This is a genomic window from Eubacterium sp. 14-2, from assembly GCF_000403845.2.
Classification (GTDB): Bacteria; Bacillota; Clostridia; order Lachnospirales; family Lachnospiraceae; genus Petralouisia.
The window spans coordinates 249,503-268,694 of the sequence record NZ_KE159567.1 but is presented as its reverse complement, the minus strand read 5'-3'; the positions used below and the strand labels follow the sequence as shown (position 1 = coordinate 268,694).

General features: G+C 43.7%; 17 protein-coding genes. 3 read left to right on the top strand and 14 right to left on the bottom strand.

All coding sequences use genetic code 11. The features are described from left to right. Window positions 1-9: 9 nt before the first annotated feature. Both C805_RS27465 and C805_RS27460 read right to left on the bottom strand, forming a co-directional pair. The gene (locus C805_RS27465) at window positions 10-2,880 is read right to left on the bottom strand and encodes a helicase-related protein (RefSeq protein ID WP_016213400.1); all 2,871 of its coding nucleotides are present in this window, start codon (window positions 2,878-2,880) and stop codon (window positions 10-12) included. Window positions 2,881-2,886: 6 nt separating this feature from the next. Then, window positions 2,887-6,075: an N-6 DNA methylase gene (locus tag C805_RS27460; RefSeq protein ID WP_016213399.1), complete on the bottom strand. Its 3,189-nt coding sequence runs from the start codon at window positions 6,073-6,075 to the stop codon at window positions 2,887-2,889. Window positions 6,076-6,327: 252 nt separating this feature from the next. Between C805_RS27460 and C805_RS08500 the strand changes: the two genes are divergently transcribed. Both C805_RS08500 and C805_RS08495 read left to right on the top strand, forming a co-directional pair. Further along, window positions 6,328-7,464 (top strand): phospholipase D-like domain-containing protein, encoded by a 1,137-nt coding sequence (locus tag C805_RS08500; protein WP_016213398.1) that lies wholly within the window; start codon window positions 6,328-6,330, stop codon window positions 7,462-7,464. Window positions 7,465-7,570: 106 nt separating this feature from the next. Next, window positions 7,571-9,067 carry a protein kinase domain-containing protein gene (locus C805_RS08495; protein WP_016213397.1) on the top strand — a complete coding sequence of 499 codons (1,497 nt, stop codon included), beginning with the start codon at window positions 7,571-7,573 and terminating at the stop codon, window positions 9,065-9,067. Window positions 9,068-10,209: 1,142 nt separating this feature from the next. Here the strand turns inward: C805_RS08495 and C805_RS08490 are convergent. The 7 genes from C805_RS08490 to C805_RS08460 form a co-directional block, all read right to left on the bottom strand. Further along, complete coding sequence (locus C805_RS08490; RefSeq protein WP_016213396.1) at window positions 10,210-10,986, bottom strand: ATP-binding protein; 777 nt, start codon at window positions 10,984-10,986, stop codon at window positions 10,210-10,212. Further along, on the bottom strand, window positions 10,983-12,530 hold the full coding sequence (istA, locus tag C805_RS08485; RefSeq protein WP_016213395.1) for an IS21 family transposase: 1,548 nt from the start codon (window positions 12,528-12,530) through the stop codon (window positions 10,983-10,985). Before istA ends, C805_RS08490 begins: the two co-directional genes overlap by 4 nt. Window positions 12,531-12,964: 434 nt before the next feature. Continuing rightward, window positions 12,965-13,243, bottom strand: a complete 279-nt coding sequence (locus tag C805_RS08480) for a hypothetical protein (protein WP_016213394.1) — start codon at window positions 13,241-13,243, stop codon at window positions 12,965-12,967. Window positions 13,244-13,245: 2 nt separating this feature from the next. After that, window positions 13,246-13,476, bottom strand: coding sequence for a hypothetical protein (locus C805_RS08475; RefSeq protein WP_016213393.1), 231 nt, complete (start codon window positions 13,474-13,476; stop codon window positions 13,246-13,248). Window positions 13,477-13,498: 22 nt separating this feature from the next. Then, window positions 13,499-13,690: a hypothetical protein gene (locus C805_RS08470; RefSeq protein WP_016213392.1), complete on the bottom strand. Its 192-nt coding sequence runs from the start codon at window positions 13,688-13,690 to the stop codon at window positions 13,499-13,501. A gap of 39 nt (window positions 13,691-13,729) precedes the next feature. Further along, window positions 13,730-14,293, bottom strand: a complete 564-nt coding sequence (locus C805_RS08465) for a hypothetical protein (protein ID WP_016213391.1) — start codon at window positions 14,291-14,293, stop codon at window positions 13,730-13,732. A 100-nt stretch (window positions 14,294-14,393) separates the two neighbouring features. Next, complete coding sequence (locus tag C805_RS08460; RefSeq protein WP_016213390.1) at window positions 14,394-14,699, bottom strand: hypothetical protein; 306 nt, start codon at window positions 14,697-14,699, stop codon at window positions 14,394-14,396. Between the two features lie 197 nt (window positions 14,700-14,896). On the opposite strand from C805_RS08460, the gene C805_RS26900 reads away from it, so the two are divergent. Continuing rightward, entirely contained in the window at window positions 14,897-15,001 is a 105-nt protein-coding gene (locus C805_RS26900; RefSeq protein ID WP_330571708.1) for a putative holin-like toxin, read from the top strand. A 561-nt stretch (window positions 15,002-15,562) separates the two neighbouring features. Here the strand turns inward: C805_RS26900 and C805_RS08455 are convergent. The 5 genes from C805_RS08455 to C805_RS08435 form a co-directional block, all read right to left on the bottom strand. Continuing rightward, complete coding sequence (locus C805_RS08455) at window positions 15,563-15,898, bottom strand: type II toxin-antitoxin system RelE/ParE family toxin (RefSeq protein WP_016213389.1); 336 nt, start codon at window positions 15,896-15,898, stop codon at window positions 15,563-15,565. A gap of 5 nt (window positions 15,899-15,903) precedes the next feature. Next, window positions 15,904-16,203: a type II toxin-antitoxin system RelB/DinJ family antitoxin gene (locus tag C805_RS08450; RefSeq protein WP_016213388.1), complete on the bottom strand. Its 300-nt coding sequence runs from the start codon at window positions 16,201-16,203 to the stop codon at window positions 15,904-15,906. An 86-nt stretch (window positions 16,204-16,289) separates the two neighbouring features. Next, complete coding sequence (locus tag C805_RS08445) at window positions 16,290-16,547, bottom strand: hypothetical protein (RefSeq protein WP_016213387.1); 258 nt, start codon at window positions 16,545-16,547, stop codon at window positions 16,290-16,292. A 28-nt stretch (window positions 16,548-16,575) separates the two neighbouring features. Next, on the bottom strand, window positions 16,576-18,138 hold the full coding sequence (rlmD, locus tag C805_RS08440) for a 23S rRNA (uracil(1939)-C(5))-methyltransferase RlmD (RefSeq protein ID WP_016213386.1): 1,563 nt from the start codon (window positions 18,136-18,138) through the stop codon (window positions 16,576-16,578). 96 nt (window positions 18,139-18,234) lie between these two features. Further along, window positions 18,235-19,182 (bottom strand): 3'-5' exoribonuclease YhaM family protein, encoded by a 948-nt coding sequence (locus C805_RS08435; protein ID WP_016213385.1) that lies wholly within the window; start codon window positions 19,180-19,182, stop codon window positions 18,235-18,237. Between the last annotated feature and the right edge of the window lie 10 nt (window positions 19,183-19,192).

Here is a 19,192-nt window from a genome sequence, read left to right as displayed (position 1 = left end):
AGCATAATATTACGCTGCACTCCCGGATTGGGATACGCCGCCAATGTTAAGCTCTGAATCCAGCTCTGCCAGACGTGCGGACTTAACGCGCAGCTCTTCTTCGTACTGGAACGGCTTATTGATTTCTGATTTAGCCGCTTCCTGCTGCTGGAGCAGGTTTGCCAGAGTTGTTTCATAATCTGCCAGACGTTCCGGTATTTTATCCAGTGCATTATCAATTCGTACCAGATTGCCGCGAGCATCCGTTCCCAACTCAACATTGTAGGCAATGGCTCCTTTCAGGCTCAGTTTGTGGGTGAATCCGGTGAATTTGACGTATAAGCCAAATCCCCGGTAACTGCCAATAATCACTGGCTCTTCACTTGTCACATCCTGTATGGCATCCATCAGGGCTGTCCCAGCATCCGTCTTGTCTGTATAGGCTGCGCCCAGTATCTCCATTCCGGCGAATCCTTCTGCGGAGTGAGGGTGCTGGCTTAATGTCTGGATATCGTCTGTTAAGCCAGCAATAAAGCCTTGCGCTTGTTGAATCTGCTCCGGGAAATGTTTTAACACATTGTCTTCCAGACGGTATTGTTTGCTCTGGTGGTCGGCTTTCATAATCTTCAAACGCGACACTTCCACGTCCAAATCCATACGTTCTTTAATGCGCGGGTCGCCAGCGCACAATGCTTTTATCTCAGCGAATGAGAGCGTAGCTTCGTCCACATCTTCACAGCTTCGTACAGGGGATTTGCTGGTCATAATCTGAGAGATAAACTTCTGCTTATTCTCCACGGTTTGCCAGAGGTATGCGTCGAATGTTGCGTTTGTAACGTATCTGAAAACATGCACTTTCGGGTTCCGGTTGCCCCTGCGTTCGATTCTGCCTTTTCTTTGAATCAAGTCACGAGGGCGCCAGGGGCAATCCAAATCATGTAATGCGATAAGCCTGTCCTGCACGTTGGTCCCGGCACCCATTTTCTGGGTAGAACCGATTAAGACACGCACCTGCCCGGAGCGGACTTTTGCGAACAGCTCTTTCTTTTGTATGTCGGTCTTGGCACTATGTATAAAGGCAACCTGTTCCGGAGCCATGCCGCCAGAAATCAGTTTTCTTCGGATGTCGTCATAGATATTTGTAAACGGAGCATCTTTAGAACCGTCACTTGATGCTTTTCCAGATGGCGTCGCAATGTCGCAGAATACCAGCTGCGTTAATTTTTCTGAATCACCTTCTTTCCATATCTTTAAAATATTTGCCACGCATTTATTCACTTTCGTTTCCGGCCCGTCCGGCAGCATGGGGTTAATAATTCTTTGGTCAAGCCCCAGCTTCCGCCCGTCTGATGTGATGCGCAACATGTTATCAATATGCGGGTCGATTCCGCCGTGGACTTTCTCTGCGCGTTTGGACAGTTCCTTTACCATAGCCTGCTGAAACTCTGTTGGCTCTGATACGATATTATGGTATTCCACTTCCGGCGTGGGCAGGTTAAGCTGGTCTGCGGTCTTGATGTCCGCAATTTCTTTGAACATATTCATTAGTTCCGGCAGGTTGAAGAACTTGGCAAAACGTGTACGTGCCCTGTATCCAGTGCCTTCCGGAGCCAATTCCAGGGCGGTGGTGGTTTCTCCAAACCGGGATGCCCAGCTGTCAAACTGCCCCATGCCCATCTCCTGAAGACGGTCATATTGCAGGTATCTCTGGATAGAGTACATTTCCGTCATACTGTTTGAGATAGGGGTCCCAGTAGCAAACACAATGCCCCTGCCGCCCGTGGTTTCATCCAGATAACGGCATTTTGCAAACATATCGCTTGATTTCTGTGCGTCTGCCGTAGACAGGCCAGCCACGTTGCGCATTTTTGTATATAAGAACAAATTTTTGTACAGGTCCGATTCGTCCACGAACATCATGTCAACGCCGAGTTCTTCAAACGTGACCACATCATCCTTGCGTCCATTTGCCTGTAACTTTTCAAGCCGCACTTCCAGGCTTTTCTTGGTACGCTCCAGCTGCTTAACGGTAAAGCGTTCTCCATGGCTGGCTTTCACTTCCCGGATGCCGTCTGTAATTTCGTCAATCTGTTCCCGTATCAAGCGTTCCTGGCGTTCCATGCTTACCGGGATACGCTCAAACTGGCTGTGCCCGATGATGACTGCATCAATGTCGCTGGTGGCTATACGGGCGCAGAATTTCTTACGGTTACGGGTTTCAAAATCCTTTTTAGTTGTGACCAGAATATTCGCAGCTGGGTACAGCCTTAAGAATTCAGCCGCAGTCTGCTCTGTAAGATGATTCGGGACGACGAATATTGACTTATGGCATAGGCCCAGACGCTTCGATTCCATAGCGGCGGCAATCATCTCGAATGTTTTCCCAGCCCCCACTTCATGCGCAAGCAGGGTATTCCCGCCATACAGCACATGTGCAATCGCATTGACCTGATGGGGCTGGAGTTTTATTTCCGGGTTGATGCCTGAGAATACGATATGGGAGCCGTCATATTCGCGAGGGCGGGTATTGTTCATGGTTTCGTTATAGTGATGGACAAGCGTCTGACGGCGTTCCGGCTCCTTGAATATCCAGTCTTTGAATGCATCTTTTAAAGCCTGCTGTTTCTGCTGGGCAAGGGTTGTCTGTTTTGCGTTCAGGACGCGTTTTTCCTTTCCGTCTGCGTCTTCAACCGTATCGTAAATGCGCACGTCACGCAGATTCAAGGAATCTTCGAGGATACGATAGGCATTTGCCCTGTCAGTCCCGTATGTCGTGTATGCTGCAACGTCGTTGTATGGGGCGGCGTTCTTATTGGCAATGCACCATTCCGCCGTAAACGCTGAATAATTTACTGTGATTCTGTTCCGCAAATACATAGGCGTATTCAGGGTTTCGTACATAAACTGCTAGATATAGTTTTTGTCAATCCATGTCGCACCCAGACGTACTTCAATCTCAGATGCGTCAAGGTCTTTTGGCTGTGCAGCTTTTAAGGCTTTGACATTGATTTGATATGCCGGGTCTTTTATTGCCGCTTTCTGTGCCTGACGCAGCTTTCTTCGGACATTGCCAGATAAATATTCGTCTGCGGTCTGCCATTTTCCGTTGATTGGGTCTTTATAGATTACGCCCTGTAATTCCCGAATCAGCTCGGATTCACTTTTTCCGGTCAGCTGTGACATAAACAGCAAATCCACTTTGGCGCGTTCTCCAATGGATACAACCAGAGCTTCCGATGCCTTGTCTACGCTGGTGATTGTCTTATGCTGTTTGATAGTGCGTTTCGTGAACATATCCGCTTTGCGTTCCAGCCTGCCGTCTTCATCCAAGATTTCCAAGGAGCAGAGCAGATAATAGCTTGAATCCCGCTCAAACGCCAGACGGTTCGCACGGCTGTTAATCAGGCCGTATTTATGAGTGTAAGCATCGTATAACTGGTTTAACTCTGCCTGACCTGCCTTAATGGCACTATCCGGTATATATTCATCCATCTGCAGGGCAATTAACTTTTGTACGCAGTCACGCAGTTTTATCATGCCTTTGACACGTTTCTCGGCTGTTGCGTTCAGCTCGGCTTTCTTCATCATAGAATTCTCACGGTAGTACACTTCACCGTCTACCAGAGTGAAAGAATAGTTCTTCACGCTGTCGTCAGCCGGGAGCGTGTCTGCCGGAGTGCTTTTATCCGACTCTGCAGGCACGGCTTTCTGGTAGGTCCCACGAATATATTCCATTGCCTTTTGGAGCTGTGTGGCAAGGTCGGCTCCGGGAATTGGAACAACTGTATAATCCTGCCTGCCATACTGTGTGCTTTCTGATGAAGGCATTCCCAGAACCATTTCAGGATGATTGAGGAAATAATTATTGATAATGAATCCGTCTGTATTCTCTTCAGTATGTACCCAATCTGGGATTTCGTCTGCTGGGGTATCGCGTTTCTGTAAGAACAGGATGTCAGACACCACTTCTGTATTAGCGTTCGCTTTAAAGGCGTTGTCAGGCAGACGGACAGCCCCAAGCAGGTCCGCTTTTGTAGCCAGATATTCCCTTACGTCTGTATCCTTGGAATCCATTGTGTAACGGGTGGTGATAAACGCCAGGATGCCGCCGGGACGCACTTTATCAAGGGACTTAGCCAGGAAGTAATTATGAATAGAAAAGCCCAGCTTGTTGTATTCCAGGTCGTTGACCTGATACTGCCCGAATGGCACGTTGCCAATGGCAAGGTCAAAGAAATCATCCGGGAAGCCTGCCTTTTCATAGCCAGTAATATCAATCCGGGCATTGGGGTACAGCAGCTTTGCAATGCGTCCGCTGATGCCATCCAGCTCCACGCCGTACAGCTTAGATTTGGACATTTCTTCTGGCAATAAGCCGAAGAAGTTTCCGACGCCGCAGGCAGGCTCCAGAATATTGCCGTATGTAAAGCCTATACTGCCGACAGCCTGATACATTGCCTTAATAACAACCGGGCTGGTGTAATGGGCATTCAGGACAGATGCTTTGGCAGATGTGTATTCTTCCGATGTCAGTATATCCTTAAGCTCCTGATATTCCTTTTCCCAGCCAGTCTTGTCCGGCTCGAATGCATCCGGGACACCGCCCCAGCCGACATATTTAGATAAAATCTGCTGTTCATCAAACGTGGCAGTGCGGCCTTCGGATTCGATTTGCTTGAGGGTTCTGATGGCTTTTATATTCATTTGGAACTTGGTTTTCGGTCCACCCTCGCCCAGACGGTCATCTGTGATTGTGAAATTACAGGGTACAGGAACGGATACTTCCTGTGCGTCGGATGTGTCCTGCACGACTTCTGTATCTGGCGTGGGAACTGGCTCTTCTGTATCCGGTGTGGGCTGCTTCGCGTTGCGAGAATCATGCTGTAGCAAATCATTCAAACGGTCTTTGCTTTCCACGCGGAAGATTGGGTATCGCTGCGACGGGTCACGCAGCTGCACATCATACATGCCGATATTCGTAATCTCGTAGGCCGTATCTTCCAAATACACGGTATCGCCCACCTGATAATTTGCAGGTTGTGGCTCCTGTCTGACTGGCTCAGCATCAGGATTATTATGGATACTGTTTTCTGTATCTGTTGCTTCAGCAGCGACAGGCTCTTTTGCAGTATCTTCCTGAACGTCTTCAGTAGTGGTAGACTTCAGTTCTTTCGTAGCATCTTCCTGAGTGTTTTCAACAATAGCAGATTCCTTTGTAGCATCTTCCTGAGCAGCATCCGCTTTGGTTTCATCAGACTCCTGTACAGGAACCTTTAACGGCTGCACATCACTATCACTGCCCTTTGGCTGTACAGGCTGGGGGACATCCTGAACCGCCAGTTTCTGATGCTCGTGGTTATAGATAGTGACCGCAATCGTTCTGAGCATCTGCTCGCTGTATTCGCTTACGGCAGCACCGAGAACCTTGATGATTCTTTGCGTGTTAAAGTCTGGGATATACTGAAAATCTTTGCTTTTTAGATATTTCTCTGGCTGAAAGCCGCATCTGGCAAGGAGTACATAGGAAATGCTTGCCACAGCAGTCAGCCGGAATTCCACACTGACCTCCGGCTCTTCCAACTCTTCCAAAAAGCTCCCTTCACACTCATACATAATGTCTTTATGATAGTTCTTCCAGTATCCGTTTGCCATATTTACGGCAATCATCTCAAGCTGATACACAAGGCCTTTCTCCCCGGACACGCCGAACTGTTCTTCCAGAGCCTTTGTGACAATGCCACGGTATTCTTGTTTGTACCGCCATTGGAAAAGGCTGGCCGAATTTCTCTTTAATTCCGTATCCCCGATGTCAAAGACATAACGTATCTTAGGGTAGCCGTTACGGTTAATGGCAATGAGGCCAATGCCTTTTGAGCCACGGCGGATATGCCGATTCATCCTCCTGGTCCATAAGTCAAACTCGGCGCATGCCGTAGCTTTTGGACGCTGGGAATGAATCATCAACTGGTCTGGAAATGTATAGTGGTACACATTAGATACCGTGTTTAAGAAACCAACCCAGTTCTGGGGATTTTTCGTAACCTGTGCCGCAGTCTGTCCTGCAAGCTGTATGTAGTTCTGTAATTTTGTAGTCATAAGATAGCCCTCCTTTTATCGTTACGCCCAGAGTTGCCAGGCAATTAGATTTCCTGCATACGCACCCGCTCCTTTTTTGCCACAGGCAGAAAAAAATTAAGCTGTCAAAAAAATACAGATGGTGTATATGCGATGGTATTTATTTCTGTATGGATGAGTGCTATAATGATGGAAAGACAACGTAACAAATCAGGATTTAGCAGCGATAAATCTGATAATTCACAAAAGAGTTGTACCCCAAAATAGATAACCGTGAAGGGCGGCGATAGCACGAAAAAAGAATTTCTTACCGCAAATGCTAAATTTATATATTCAAAAAATGAATTAGGATATCAAGAAGTTTTAGATAATTTTGAAAAAGCTTCTGAGATTACTATTATTACCTATAATATATCTGAAAAGAAAAATGCTTTAGTTTCCGCATTGAGGAAAGCAAGTGAACATTGTGTAATCAATGTTATAACAAATATTCCAAGTAGGTGGGAAACATACTATGGTGATACCTTTCGGGATAGAGCCAGACAGAAGATAAACTTATATTTGTCAAAGCTAAAACCGGAAAGTCTTGGCATTAACTCTACTGTATTTTTTGATTTCTCTAATCTTGGGAAAATAATAATGACCGATTCTATAGTTTATGTGGGGTCAGCCAATTATTCAGAAGAAAGTGCAAATAATACAGAATTTGGATTTGTTTCAAAAGATAAAGATTTTGTTGATTTTATCAATGCTGAAGTTCTACCAGACGTTAAAAACTCATCTATTCCATATTATGAATATGATTATACAGCTCTTCTACTTGAGGCAAGTATGATACTCTCAGCTATATATAACATAAAAAACGAATTGTATGAAGAGGTTTATAGGTTACACGATGATATAGATGGCAAATGGTATTACTATGTTGAACACGAAGCCACCTTGACAGTATCGACCTTGGATAACGTCGTTCAAATTGTAAAGGAGGCGCATAGGGTCGCCCGTAACATTTACGATGCGATTGATACTATTACTAATGGAAATGAAGATGAAACAAATGTTGCAAATGATATATATGAAGATTTGATGGCTTTATATTTAACAATTGAAGAAGTAAGGGGATTTGATACACTAATTGAGTTATCGGAGTTCGATTCAGAACAATATATAATCCAGAAACTACAAAATGAATATGCAATGGAGGCATATGAAGACAATTTAGAGAATTGTATTGAAAGTGCATCGAATGAAGCAATGAGTGCTGTTTGGGATTTAACTAGAGCAGCAAAAGAAGATATAGATGAATTAATCGAAGAAGTCCAGAAATTTTTTGAAATTTACGCATCTTTTATAGAGAATCTACGTGCAAAAGAAATAAAGAAGATTAGTCCCAAAATAGATAATACATAAAAAAACATCCGCAATCTGTGAATGGATACATATCCCTGTATATATCATTAAATAATTGTGAAAAAGGACATGACTAAAATTACTATAAAATTAATGGAGGATTATAATGTATAGTGCAGATGATTTAAAACAAGATATCCTTGCTAATGTAAAAGGAGATAATACCTTTTCACCTTTATGTTTTCAAATTTTACAACATACACAATTTAGATTTAACGATAGTTCCAGTTACACTCGAATACAGTGGAATACCTATCAGCGTAATCTTGTTATCTTCTGTGCATCTGAAGATAAAAAAGAATTAGAAAAATATAAACAAAATTTATATTCACTATGTTATAGCGTACACGGAACGCAAGATGATTATATTATTACTTCTTTGGAAATTATTGCCAAAAGCGATATTACCCCTGTTTCTTCCCAATCATTACTGACAGACGAAGAAATAATTATTTCCAATACAGTTAAAATTGACCGTACAAACAATAATATTGGTAACGGAGGCTTTGGAGAAGTATACCAATATTATGATGAAAATAAAGAAGAACTGGTTGCCTATAAAATTTATCAACCAAGTGTCTTTCAAACAAGCGAGCCTGAAATTATGAAAAAAAGATTTCTACGTGAAGGGAAAAAATTGCTCAGTTATGCCCATCCGCATATCGTTAGAGCCTATGATTATGGTTTTCTTGGAGATGAAAGTGCTTACATAAAAATGGAATTTATCTCAGGAAATCGGTTATCTGATTTTATAATAGAGAAGTTTCCTTTAGAAAAATCTCTCATAGAAAAATTATGTATGCAATATGTTGATGCTATGGCATACATTCATTCAAAAACAGATTTGCATAGAGATATAAGTTATTCAAATGTCATGGTGACAAGTAATAATGACATAAAAATACTTGATTTTGGTTTTGCCAAGAACTTAAATGATGATACTAACTATGATACAAGTTATAATGATATTCAAAGAAAATTTGTCCTTCCGCGCGAACAATACACTTCTTATACCGAAGTATATTGTATAGGTGCAATCCTTTATACAATCATTACTGGAAAATTGTTTGATAATACATTTGACATTAATAATTTGGAAACATCAAATTGCAACGATAAATTAAAAGAAGGAACAAGAATATGTTTATCTGAAAAAGCAGAACAACGATTTAAAAACGCTCAAGAATTAAAAAACTATCTTGTTACAAATACCTGCGAAAAAAAAGAAAACTTTTATTCCTTGGATAGCTTTCGAGATATCATCAAACGTGGTATAGAATTACATTTTTCTTTTGGAAATTTACCTACAAATGACATAATTAAAAAATGGATAGAAGTAGATTTAAAAGATATCATCGAAAGTTCTACTTTCCAAAGCACAATTAATTTACTAACTTTATTATTCAGACTGCCCCATCTGAAAAAAGTTACCTATCAAAAAAATCTTACATTTGATTTGGACAAATCACTATTTATTTCAATGTATGATTTTTATATTATATTACCCGATAGCATGAAATTACTTTTTATTAAAAATGTTTGTCTTATTATAAAAGAAAAATCGCAAGCAGACCAACTTGAGGAAGAATTGCCATTTAACTAATTTTTCTATAAAAGGTAATCAGCATACGATATATATAAGAAATAAAGTATTATTGCATTATGGTATGCAAACTGACCGATTGACAACTTTTGGTTCGTCAAACTGTTATACATAAAAAAGCCATTTGCAATCTGTGGATGGATATGTAAACCGTATGTGCCATAGCATACAGAAGAAGAGAAGTACAAGAATGTCGGAAAAGTTGTGAGGGACTTAAAATATATTTTCCTACGGGGACTGGAAGAAGTGTCAAAAAAGAAAGAATCTGAAAATAGAAATCGAATTATGCTCAAAGCTGTGATATAATTTCCATGTTGTCCTACCAATACCTGGCAACGGGAGGAGGTGTTCACATGGAAGTTATCGTTTCTTTTATTATTGCTGTTGCGGCTGGCGTGATTAGCCATCTCGTCTGCAAATGGCTGGACAGTAAAGACCATAAGGACAACAAATAGCCTAGTGGGTGCTTTGCCACTATAAAAAGAAAAGAAGAATCCCCGGACTGTACTGCAATACGGTTCGGGGATTCGTTTCTTCGTCCACATGGACTTATCGTTTCTTTTAGCCTATTGGCATTATAGCATATGCTGTTTTGATTTTCAATATACAATAAAAAATCTAATGAAAAGCAGCTGGGATTTATATATCAGGATACAAAAGAAGAGAAGAGTCTACCGTCCTATTGATGGCTTACTGTCCTATCCACTGTCCTATCGCCTTTTTACAGGACAGCAACTACGCCTGATAGGACAGTAAGGCAACCATCATCCCCCCTGTAATCTTTATGCGGACAGCTTAATATGGCAGCATTTGAATTGCAAACTGCGCAGCAATGCTTTTATGTATGCATCGAATAATACACCCTTTTCATATTGCTTTATACAAATAAAAAAGCAGGATTTCCGATTCATTTTTCAGACATACAGAAGAGGGATTCCTTACAGAACCATACAGAAGAAAATGTAAGAAAGTATGAAAGTTTGTAAGACTCTTAAAACATACTTTCATACGCCAAAAAGCCTTATAAATCAAGAGAAACACACCCTTGTGAATATTCCGATGCGGCGGAGCCGCCTGTCCGGTGTGGCGTGAGCCACCTGTCCGGACAAGCGTGAGCCACTGGTAAGTTTGTACCTTTACAATTACATACAGTCAGATTCTTTCAGCCCATATACTTCCCGCATGGAGATATCCTTTGATGGATCGACGGGGATGATGTCTATCATGTAGGCATCGTGTACGATACGGTCAAGGATCGCATCCGCGAGTGGGGAGGCGTCCCCTCCGAGCTGCTCATACCATCCGTCTCGTTGATATTGTGAGCAGAAGATGGTGGAGGATCTCTTCCTCCGGCAGTGCAGGAGTTCAAAGATGTCCTTCTGTTCCTCCTCTGTAGGCTTTATCAGCAGCCACTCGTCAAGGATGAGGAGGATGGGATTGGCGTATTTTGCCATCGTTTTCCTGTAGCAGTTATTCTCACGTGCGGTCTTAAGGTCAAGGAGAAGATCGGGAAGCCGTACATACTTTGTGTTGTAATAGCGCTTACATGCTTCCATGCCCAGGGCGCAGGCAAGATAGCTCTTGCCGCTTCCGGTCGCTCCGGTGATGAAGATGTTGCGGCAGTCAGAGATGTATTCACAGCCTGACAGCCGTTTGATCAGTGCCTTGTTCAGCTTACGCCCTGATGAATAATCAATGTCAGCGATGCTTGCGGATGGCTGGTCGAACTCAGCGTTGTGGATCAGCCTTTTGAGGCGGTTGTTCTTCCGGCTGCTGTACTCCACATCAACGAGCAGCCCGAACCGGTCTTCAAAGGGAATCCCTTTCATTGAGGGATCCATTGTCTGTGAGCGGAATGCATCCGCCATAGTGGTAAGCCGCATTTCAATAAGCTTATCAATAGTTGCCTGATTGGTCATGATTTCGTCCTCCTATAGTATCCGGCACCTCTTGTAATGCCGTGGGTGTTGTTATTGTTACGGACAGTGCTGTCTGTTGTATCAGAGCCTTCTGCTTTTGATGCCGCCAGCATGTTGCTGATGCTCTTATAGCTGGGACCTGGGGTGTATGAAAGGGCTGCTTTGCAGGCTTCCTCCAGCTTTGCCGGGGAATACTTGTCTGCGAGTTTTAACAGCCCCATACAGGCTCTGTAGGACTGCTGTTCCACCCGTTTGGATCGGAGAACTGCATCTATGACTTTTGCGGTGTTTTCACCTATTCTTTCCGCCCAGTTACGGAAACGGTCGCCGTTCCATTCAAGATAGTGCTGATGATCCTTCGGCATATGTTCCGTGACGGTGCTGTATTGATTTTTACGACCGTATAAGCGCCTGTGGGAGGCGATACGGTTCTGGTTATGGAAAACCTCGATGACTGTGCCCGTTATCCGCACATCGACCTTTTTTCCGATGTATTCGTATGGAATTGAGTATAGCATTCCATCAACGGATATGTGATAATTGAACTGAACGGTGGCTTGTTTCCACTCCGCCAGTTCATAACGGGCTGCAGGTAATGGCGCCAGCAATGGCAGTTCTTCGTCGCGGAAGAGTTCATACCGGCAGCCTTCTTTCTTTTGGAAAGGGCGGTTGTTAAACTCTTCCAGCTTTACTCTGATCGCGGCATTCAATTCCGCAATCGTGAAGAACTGCTCTTTACGCAGGGCGGCTGTGATCCATGTGGAGATGTTTCCCACAGTGCTCTCGGCATTCGGCTTATCCTTCGGCGTCCTGACGCGGGCAGGAATGATTGCCGTGCCATAGTGCTCGGCCATCTCATGGTAAACGGTGTTGATCCTCTGGTCTTTCCAGCCGCCGTTATGGATGACCGCTGTCTTGCAGTTATCCGGCACAAGAATCTTTGCAACGCCGCCGAAATACTCATACATGTGGACATGGGCATCAATCCATGACTGCTGTTTCTCATCGGAGAACGCTTCCACATACGCATACTGGCTGTATGTCATCACGCCGACAAAGATATACACAGGTACGGTCTCTCCGGTATAAGGATCGATCAGTTCGGCGGTATCGCCAGCCCAGTCAACCTCCACCTGCTCCGCAGGTTTGCGGTTGATATGCATGGTGGCACGGCGTTTGTTTTCGTCCTGCTGGATGTAATAGCAGAACTGCGAATACATGAGCGGTTCGTCACCGGCCTGGCGGCAGTCCTCCATGTATTCCGTCCACAGGAGCTTCTTGGAAACGCCGTTCTTTAAGAGTTCCTTGCGGATGTAGGCAAAATCAGGCATCCGCTTTGAAGTGACCGCTGGTGCGGATGGAGATAACAGCTTTTCTAAATCCCCATCAGTCGTGCTGTCTGAAAGCGGCCATGAAATCCCGCGTTCCTTAGCGCATTTAAGCACCTTGGAGACGGTGTTGCGCGAACATGGAACAGATAGTGCGATGTTCCGCTCGCTGAATCCTAAGCCTTTCAATCTTAGGATTTCTCGATACTTGGTCATAATCTTGACCCTCCTTAAAATGAATTTACGCATTTCTGCGCATACATTCATTCTAATCAGATCAAGAGTGTGGCTCAATGATGCCGGAATAGTGGCTCACTCAAAAACGGAACGGTGGCTCACTTCGACCGGACAGGTGGCTCAAAACCACCCGGATTATTCACCTTGTAAGAATGTATGAAAGTTTTTTAAGTCAATTATAGAAAAAAATATATATGTATATAATATATGTGTATATGTATATTTTTTATATATATAAGGGTTGGAAAAACTTTCATACATTCTTACGCCCTTTAAAACCCTTGCCTGTATTGGGTTTTAAAGCAGGCATTTCTACACTTTCTTACACCTGCTAAAAACCCTCATAAACCAGGCTTTTTCTGTATGCCATTCCTGTACTTTCTTACAAATTTTCCTACAAACTTTCTTACACTTTATCCAGAATCTCCGCTGTAATAAAACTCATCCATTACCTTTTCGCAGTCTTCTTTGCTCTGTAAGCCATAATGCCCATGGTTCAGGCTTTTCAGCTTCTGGTTCCAGCATGTCCAGACAGCGTATGTGCCATCGTCTTTTTCAGCTGCTACCATGTAAAGATGGGAATCGTCAGGATGGTACGATTTCTTTCTGATTTTCAGGACAGTGTACTTGGGAAGATTCTCTTTGAAGTAAATCCTCACCTGTTCCATAACTTCTAATAATCCGGTCTTCATATTTATTCTTCGCCTCCTTCCGGGATTTCCACAAAATTATACAGTTCCAGATTTTCATACACCCATGAATCTGCTGTGTACTCCCCTACAAGTCCCGCCCCGATAAGTCGCCAGTCTGGAGGGCAGTTATGGGCGGATGCAAACTCATCCAGAATGTCTTTTACCCAGCGGATTAAATCAAAATTTCTTTCATTGTCTGCCTGTGCGATTATCTCCCTGATTGTTTGTTCCATGCGTCAGCTCCTTTTGTTACGGTCATAACATAAACCGTTTCTTTCCGTCACTGCAAACTGCTTTCATAAAAAGCAGTTTGCCATTTTCCTTTGCGTTTCTGATAACAGTTTCCGCCTGCTCCAATACCGGGGTTTTACCATAGTATCTGCCGCTGTCTGCTGGGCATTGCGGAAACTCATAGATTTCATAATATAAAATCTTGTAATCTGCCATTCCTGGTTGCTCCTTTCGCTATATTCCTGACTTTAGAATCTATTTTCTTGCGCCTTTTATATCCATGATATAGCATCCGGTCTGCGGAGAACGGTATATATCCGATATGTGTTCAACGGCAATCTTCCCGCTGACATATTCCTTTGCCTTTTCCAGCCCCATTACCCATATGTGGTACTCTCCGTTCTTATGGATGCAGACGGCCTCGCCGTGTTCCCACCACATCAGCTTGTAATGCTCTTTTCTGCCTTTCATGTCCTCTAATGACCTGACATGGAGCGTCTGCATTCTCTTCATTGCGTCCTTTCCCATATAAATGCCGAAATCATCGGAAATACATCTTTTTACCATATCACCGCATTTATATAGGGAATCACATACCAGCGTATGCCCTGATTCTCCCCAGCTCCATGAAACGGGCTTCCTCCCGTCACGGAACATGGTGCAGGTATGGCTGCTCCCCTTCGTCAGCCTGAACATGGTTTCGTCCCTGTCAAAACATCCCATATGTATAAGCTGCATCCCTGCGCCCTTCTTCACTTTCAATACCACGCATTCCATGTTGTTTTCCACTACTTCCACTAAATCACATAATTCCGCCATGATTGACTTCCCCTTTCATCTGATATATTTTCCGGCAGCAAAAAAGAGCCTGTTTTTACGACTGGCTCTAAAGTCGTTTTTTAAGGGCATATGGCATATATTATTCTTCAGCTTCAACGCCTTTTATCAGCCCCAGTGAAACGAGTATGATGACCGTATCCTTAATGCCGCACATATACGAAATATCGGCATAACGGTGATTGACTGTTGTTGCACACGCCATATAATCATTGATTACCTTTCTCTGTGCTTTGGTTAAGTCAAGGTTTTCATAGCGCTGTGCCAGTTCATTTTCATCTTTGATGTCATTCAGATAGGTTTCATCTGTCCACGCTAAAGCATCCCTGCTCCTGTCCATGAAATTCCCCATGCCTTTTTCAATTAAATCCTGTATCAACTTATTCATTTGCCTCTCCTTCCTGTATTATATTTCAAAAATGCACCCGAATATTTTATTGTTGTTAATGGGGGAAGTATTTACGGAGAAATCCAAAGAGTAGAAAAAAGCAGATTGCTGTTCAGCGTGAGATATGCTATAATCTGTGCCAGAGCAGCCGTGTTACAAGGTGGCAGCCTCCCTCACTTCACAGAAGACGGGAGGTGATGCATATGAGTACATACGAAGTTTTAAGCCTGTTGTTTTTTGGTGGTTCGTTTCTCGTTGCATTGCTTGCCTATTTAGACAATAGGAACAACAAGCGAAAATAAATAAGCCTACCTTGCTAACTTGGCCGGTTACAGGTAGGCTTTAGGCTTATTCGTGGAGGCTAACCACTTTGTGGGCGGTTGCTCCTTTTCTATAATATAACATTTCCGGGTTCGGAAATCAATATGATTTTTTATTAAAACGTTTTGCAATGATATAACAATCCCGTGGGTTCACCACGGGATTGTTATTGCGTTGCACTTTTCTCATTGCGTTGCTTTCCTATATATAGATAGGAACAATAAGTGAAAATAAATAAGCCTACCTTGTAATTCTTGGCGGTTGCAGATAGGCTTTAGCCAATCTGAGAGTCTAACCACTTTGTGGGCGGCTGCTCCTTTTCTATAATATAACATTTCTGTATCTGAAAATCAACCGTATTTATTTATCTTGCAGATTATCTCATATCATATTAAAATGCCTAAAAGACGCCATAATCGCTTTTTCTTTCTCTGGCGGACATTTCGGCACACGGCTTTTATTATCGCCTACATTGTAATTCAGACGCTTTACTGTTGCTGATGGAGGAAAGATTTTTCTTGTTCCAGTTCAGATATATTGTGCTATTCCAGTTCCATTTTTCCAAGCTCCACTAACTGGTTTCGTTTTCTATATACAACTGCTGTTATATGGACCGTTCTATGTCCGTCGTCTGCCCAGTAATAGATGATAAAATTTTTTACTATTGTTTTCCTGATTCCCTGCTTTCTCCATTTTTCCGAATCAACCAGCGGATTACGCTTCAGCATATTCTCTAATGAAGCAGCCATTTTTTTCATTTCCGAAAATAGGTCATATGCCACCTGCGGGGCAAGAAGTTCATCAGCAATATAGTCCCTTATTTCCTTCATCTGCGACAGGGCGTATTTTGTAATTTTTACGTTATATTGTTCTTCCATGATTATCAAAGCCCTTCCATAAGCCGGTCAAAGGCTTCTTCATAAGGAACTGATTCTCCCTTTTTTGCCTGCTCCAGTCCGGTCTGCATCATTTCATCAAACTCTGCATCGGTCATGGTATCAAGGGTTTTGATTCCTGAAGGCAACTCAACCGAAAAAGGAATCCCCCTTTTCATAATTACCTGCCTATAGGTCATATTAATAAAAGCCGATGTGGATACACCGAGTTTTTCCAGTATATCTTCCGCCTGTTTCTTGACATCAGGTTCCACTCTGACATTTACATTTGCACTTCGTGCTGCCATATTGCCGCCGCCTTTCTTTTTTCTTTATTATATCCTTTTGTGCCGCAAAATGCAACACTATTATTGCCATTACCAAATCTGCCATCTCATATCATATTAAAATGCCTAAACGCCGCCATAATCGCTTTTTCTTTCTCCGGCGGGCATTGCGGCACACGGCTTTTATTATCGCCTATATTGTAATTCAGACGTTTCTCAATACCGCATTTGTTTTTTATCTGTGCTACATACAGTGACGATACCTTTAAACCATACTCCGACATTATCCATTCTTTAATTTCCGTATAGGTTGCACAACCTTTGACATCCTTCAGATATTCATTATCTTTTGGCTCATAATCCACATACGCATAGACTGTTTCAGCAGTGTAACTATTTCCTACCCAAAAGGACGCACGTCTCAACGTGCACCGTATGCGGAAACATATCCACCATCTGCACCTCTCTCACTTCATACCCTCCCCCGCACAGATACTTCAAATCCCTGGCCAGTGTAGCTGAATCGCAGCTCACATACACCACCCGTTGCGGCTGCATTCTCACAATGGTTTCCAGGCACTTTTCGTCACAGCCTTTCCTGGGCGGATCCACCACGATTACATCCGGATGCCATTCCAGTCCCTGCTGCAGACGGGTATTATAAAACTCAGGCAGCACTTCCTCTGCCCTGCCTGCAATAAATTCCGCATTCTCAATATGATTGATAGCTGCATTCCTTCTGGCATCCTCAATAGCCTGGGGTACAATCTCCACACCATAGACCTGCTTCGCCTTCCTGGCCAAAAACAGAGAAATCGTGCCGATTCCACAGTACAGATCCCAGACCGTCTCCCGGCCGGTCAGCCCCGCATACTGTAATGCAGTCTCATACAGTTTCCGGGTCTGCACCGGATTCACCTGATAAAAAGACAAGGGAGAAATCTGATACTTTATTTCTCCCATACAGTCTGTAATATAATCCTGTCCCCAGAGTGTGACAATTTCCTGGCCCAGAATTACATTCGTATTCTTTTCATTTCTATTCAGAGTAATGCTGGTCATTCCCTCCACAGCCTGTAGTTTTTCCACCAGACGTTCTGCAAAAGGAAGGTGCTTCCCATTAATAACAAGACACACCATAATTTCCCCTGTGGCAAATCCGGAACGTATCAGCACATGACGCACCAGCCCCGTGCCTGTCTCCTCCCGATAGGCGGGAATCTCATATTCCTCCATAAATGAAATAACACATTCCAGTATTTTTTCATTGACCTCCGTACCCAGAAAGCATTTCCTGCTGGAAATAATATTATGGGTACGGGCAGCAAAAAATCCTGTTACAATCTTTCCATTTTTATCTGTGCCAATGGGAAACTGTGCCTTATTCCGGTAAAACCAGGGTTCCTCCATTCCCATAATGGGATGTATCAGAGGAATATAATTTTTCTGCGCCTCATCCTGCCCGTGTGAAAAATTCTCTGGCGTCAAAGTTCTGCTGGCATGGGCATTTTTGCCCTGAAGCTCTTCCGGCAGCAGAAACCCGCCAATCCGTTTCAGATTGTTACGCACCTTATTCTCCTTGAATTCCAGCTGCTTCCGGTAATCCAGCGCCTGTATCTGACAGCCGCCGCACTGGCGATAATACTGACAGCGGGGCTCTGTCCGGTACGGAGATGGTTTCAGCACCTTCATCAGCCGGGCATACCCGAAATGCTTTTTCATTTTCATGATTTTTACCAGTACCTGATCTCCCAAAACCGCATCTTTTACAAAAAAAACAATGCCATTCACTTTTCCGATGCCTTCCCCTTCAGCACCCATATCCTCAATCAGCAGTTCCAGCTCCATATCCTTCTGAAATACGGGCCATTCTCCCGCTGCATTCCGGTTTTCATTTTTTCGCTCTGAATGATTCTGATTTCCAACCCTGTTATTTTTCTGCTTTCTGTATCTCATGTCCGATTTCCTGCCAACACCCTTTCCTCAATCTGTCGCCTGGCCGGGCGCCCTGCCCTGATTTTAACCGGCGCCCTTTCCGGAATCCCCCGGTCTTTACTCTTCGCTGGTTCTTCGTATATTGGATTCAAACAGACGGTTATACCCCAGCCATCCGCTGGTCCCGTCCCCGGCGGCAAGAGCTTCCTTCATGGTCTGCATTTTGGCGTCCGTGTTATCTGCAAAACTTAAAGCCACCGCCTCTGCAATTGCCGGTTTTTTCGGAGAGCCATACTCCAGTTCCCCATGGTGTGCCAGAATACAGTGCTTCAGTTCATTTGCCAGTTTCACCGGAAATCCCGGTATCCCGCTGATACGTTTTCCCAGAAGTTCCACGCCAATCACAATATGCCCCAGAAGCTGTCCCGCGTCTGTATAGTCATTTTCCGGAAAGACAGACAGTTCTTCCAGTTTGCCGATATCATGAAACATGGCTGACGTCAGAAGCAGATCCTTATGGAGCATGGGATATGCCTGCGTGTAATAATCGCACAGCTTCGTTACGCTTAACGTGTGCTCCAGCAGTCCTCCCACATAACCGTGATGAACATTTTTGGCTGCACTGTGGAATTTAAAACGTTTTTCAAATTCTTTATCTTCCAGAAAGAAACCGGAACACAGTTTTTTTAGCCAGGGATTATTCATCTCCTGTATAAATCCGGTAAGTTCCCGATACATTTCGTCAATATCTTTTTCACTGACCGGCAGATATTCTATCGGGTCATATTCACCCTCCCGCACCCTGCGGACACGTTTTACATTTAACTGAAGCGCTCCCTGAAAACTGGTGACATCTCCCACCACATCAATATAATCCAACGCCTCAAATTCATCAATTCCCTGAGAATTGGGATCCCAGATTTTTGCATCCAGTATTCCTGTTTTGTCCTGCAGAATCAGGGATTCATAAGGCTTTCCCGCTTTGGTCAGCGCTGTCTGTTTCGTTTTGCACAGGTAAATTTCTCCCACACGCTCTCCCTCTCTCAGGGTTTCAATATATTTCATAACTTTACTC

Bases quoted from the DNA above. Each gene is read 5' to 3' on its own strand.
- C805_RS27465 (WP_016213400.1), bottom strand. From the start codon at position 2,880: ATGTACGAAACCCTGAATACGCCTATGTATTTGCGGAACAGAATCACA.
- C805_RS27460 (WP_016213399.1), bottom strand. From the start codon at position 6,075: ATGACTACAAAATTACAGAACTACATACAGCTTGCAGGACAGACTGCG.
- C805_RS08495 (WP_016213397.1), top strand. From the start codon at position 7,571: ATGTATAGTGCAGATGATTTAAAACAAGATATCCTTGCTAATGTAAAA.
- C805_RS08490 (WP_016213396.1), bottom strand. From the start codon at position 10,986: ATGACCAATCAGGCAACTATTGATAAGCTTATTGAAATGCGGCTTACC.
- istA (WP_016213395.1), bottom strand. From the start codon at position 12,530: ATGACCAAGTATCGAGAAATCCTAAGATTGAAAGGCTTAGGATTCAGC.
- C805_RS08480 (WP_016213394.1), bottom strand. From the start codon at position 13,243: ATGAAGACCGGATTATTAGAAGTTATGGAACAGGTGAGGATTTACTTC.
- C805_RS08475 (WP_016213393.1), bottom strand. From the start codon at position 13,476: ATGGAACAAACAATCAGGGAGATAATCGCACAGGCAGACAATGAAAGA.
- C805_RS08470 (WP_016213392.1), bottom strand. From the start codon at position 13,690: ATGGCAGATTACAAGATTTTATATTATGAAATCTATGAGTTTCCGCAA.
- C805_RS08465 (WP_016213391.1), bottom strand. From the start codon at position 14,293: ATGGCGGAATTATGTGATTTAGTGGAAGTAGTGGAAAACAACATGGAA.
- C805_RS08460 (WP_016213390.1), bottom strand. From the start codon at position 14,699: ATGAATAAGTTGATACAGGATTTAATTGAAAAAGGCATGGGGAATTTC.
- C805_RS26900 (WP_330571708.1), top strand. From the start codon at position 14,897: ATGCATATGAGTACATACGAAGTTTTAAGCCTGTTGTTTTTTGGTGGT.
- C805_RS08455 (WP_016213389.1), bottom strand. From the start codon at position 15,898: ATGGAAGAACAATATAACGTAAAAATTACAAAATACGCCCTGTCGCAG.
- C805_RS08450 (WP_016213388.1), bottom strand. From the start codon at position 16,203: ATGGCAGCACGAAGTGCAAATGTAAATGTCAGAGTGGAACCTGATGTC.
- rlmD (WP_016213386.1), bottom strand. From the start codon at position 18,138: ATGAGATACAGAAAGCAGAAAAATAACAGGGTTGGAAATCAGAATCAT.
- C805_RS08435 (WP_016213385.1), bottom strand. From the start codon at position 19,182: ATGAAATATATTGAAACCCTGAGAGAGGGAGAGCGTGTGGGAGAAATT.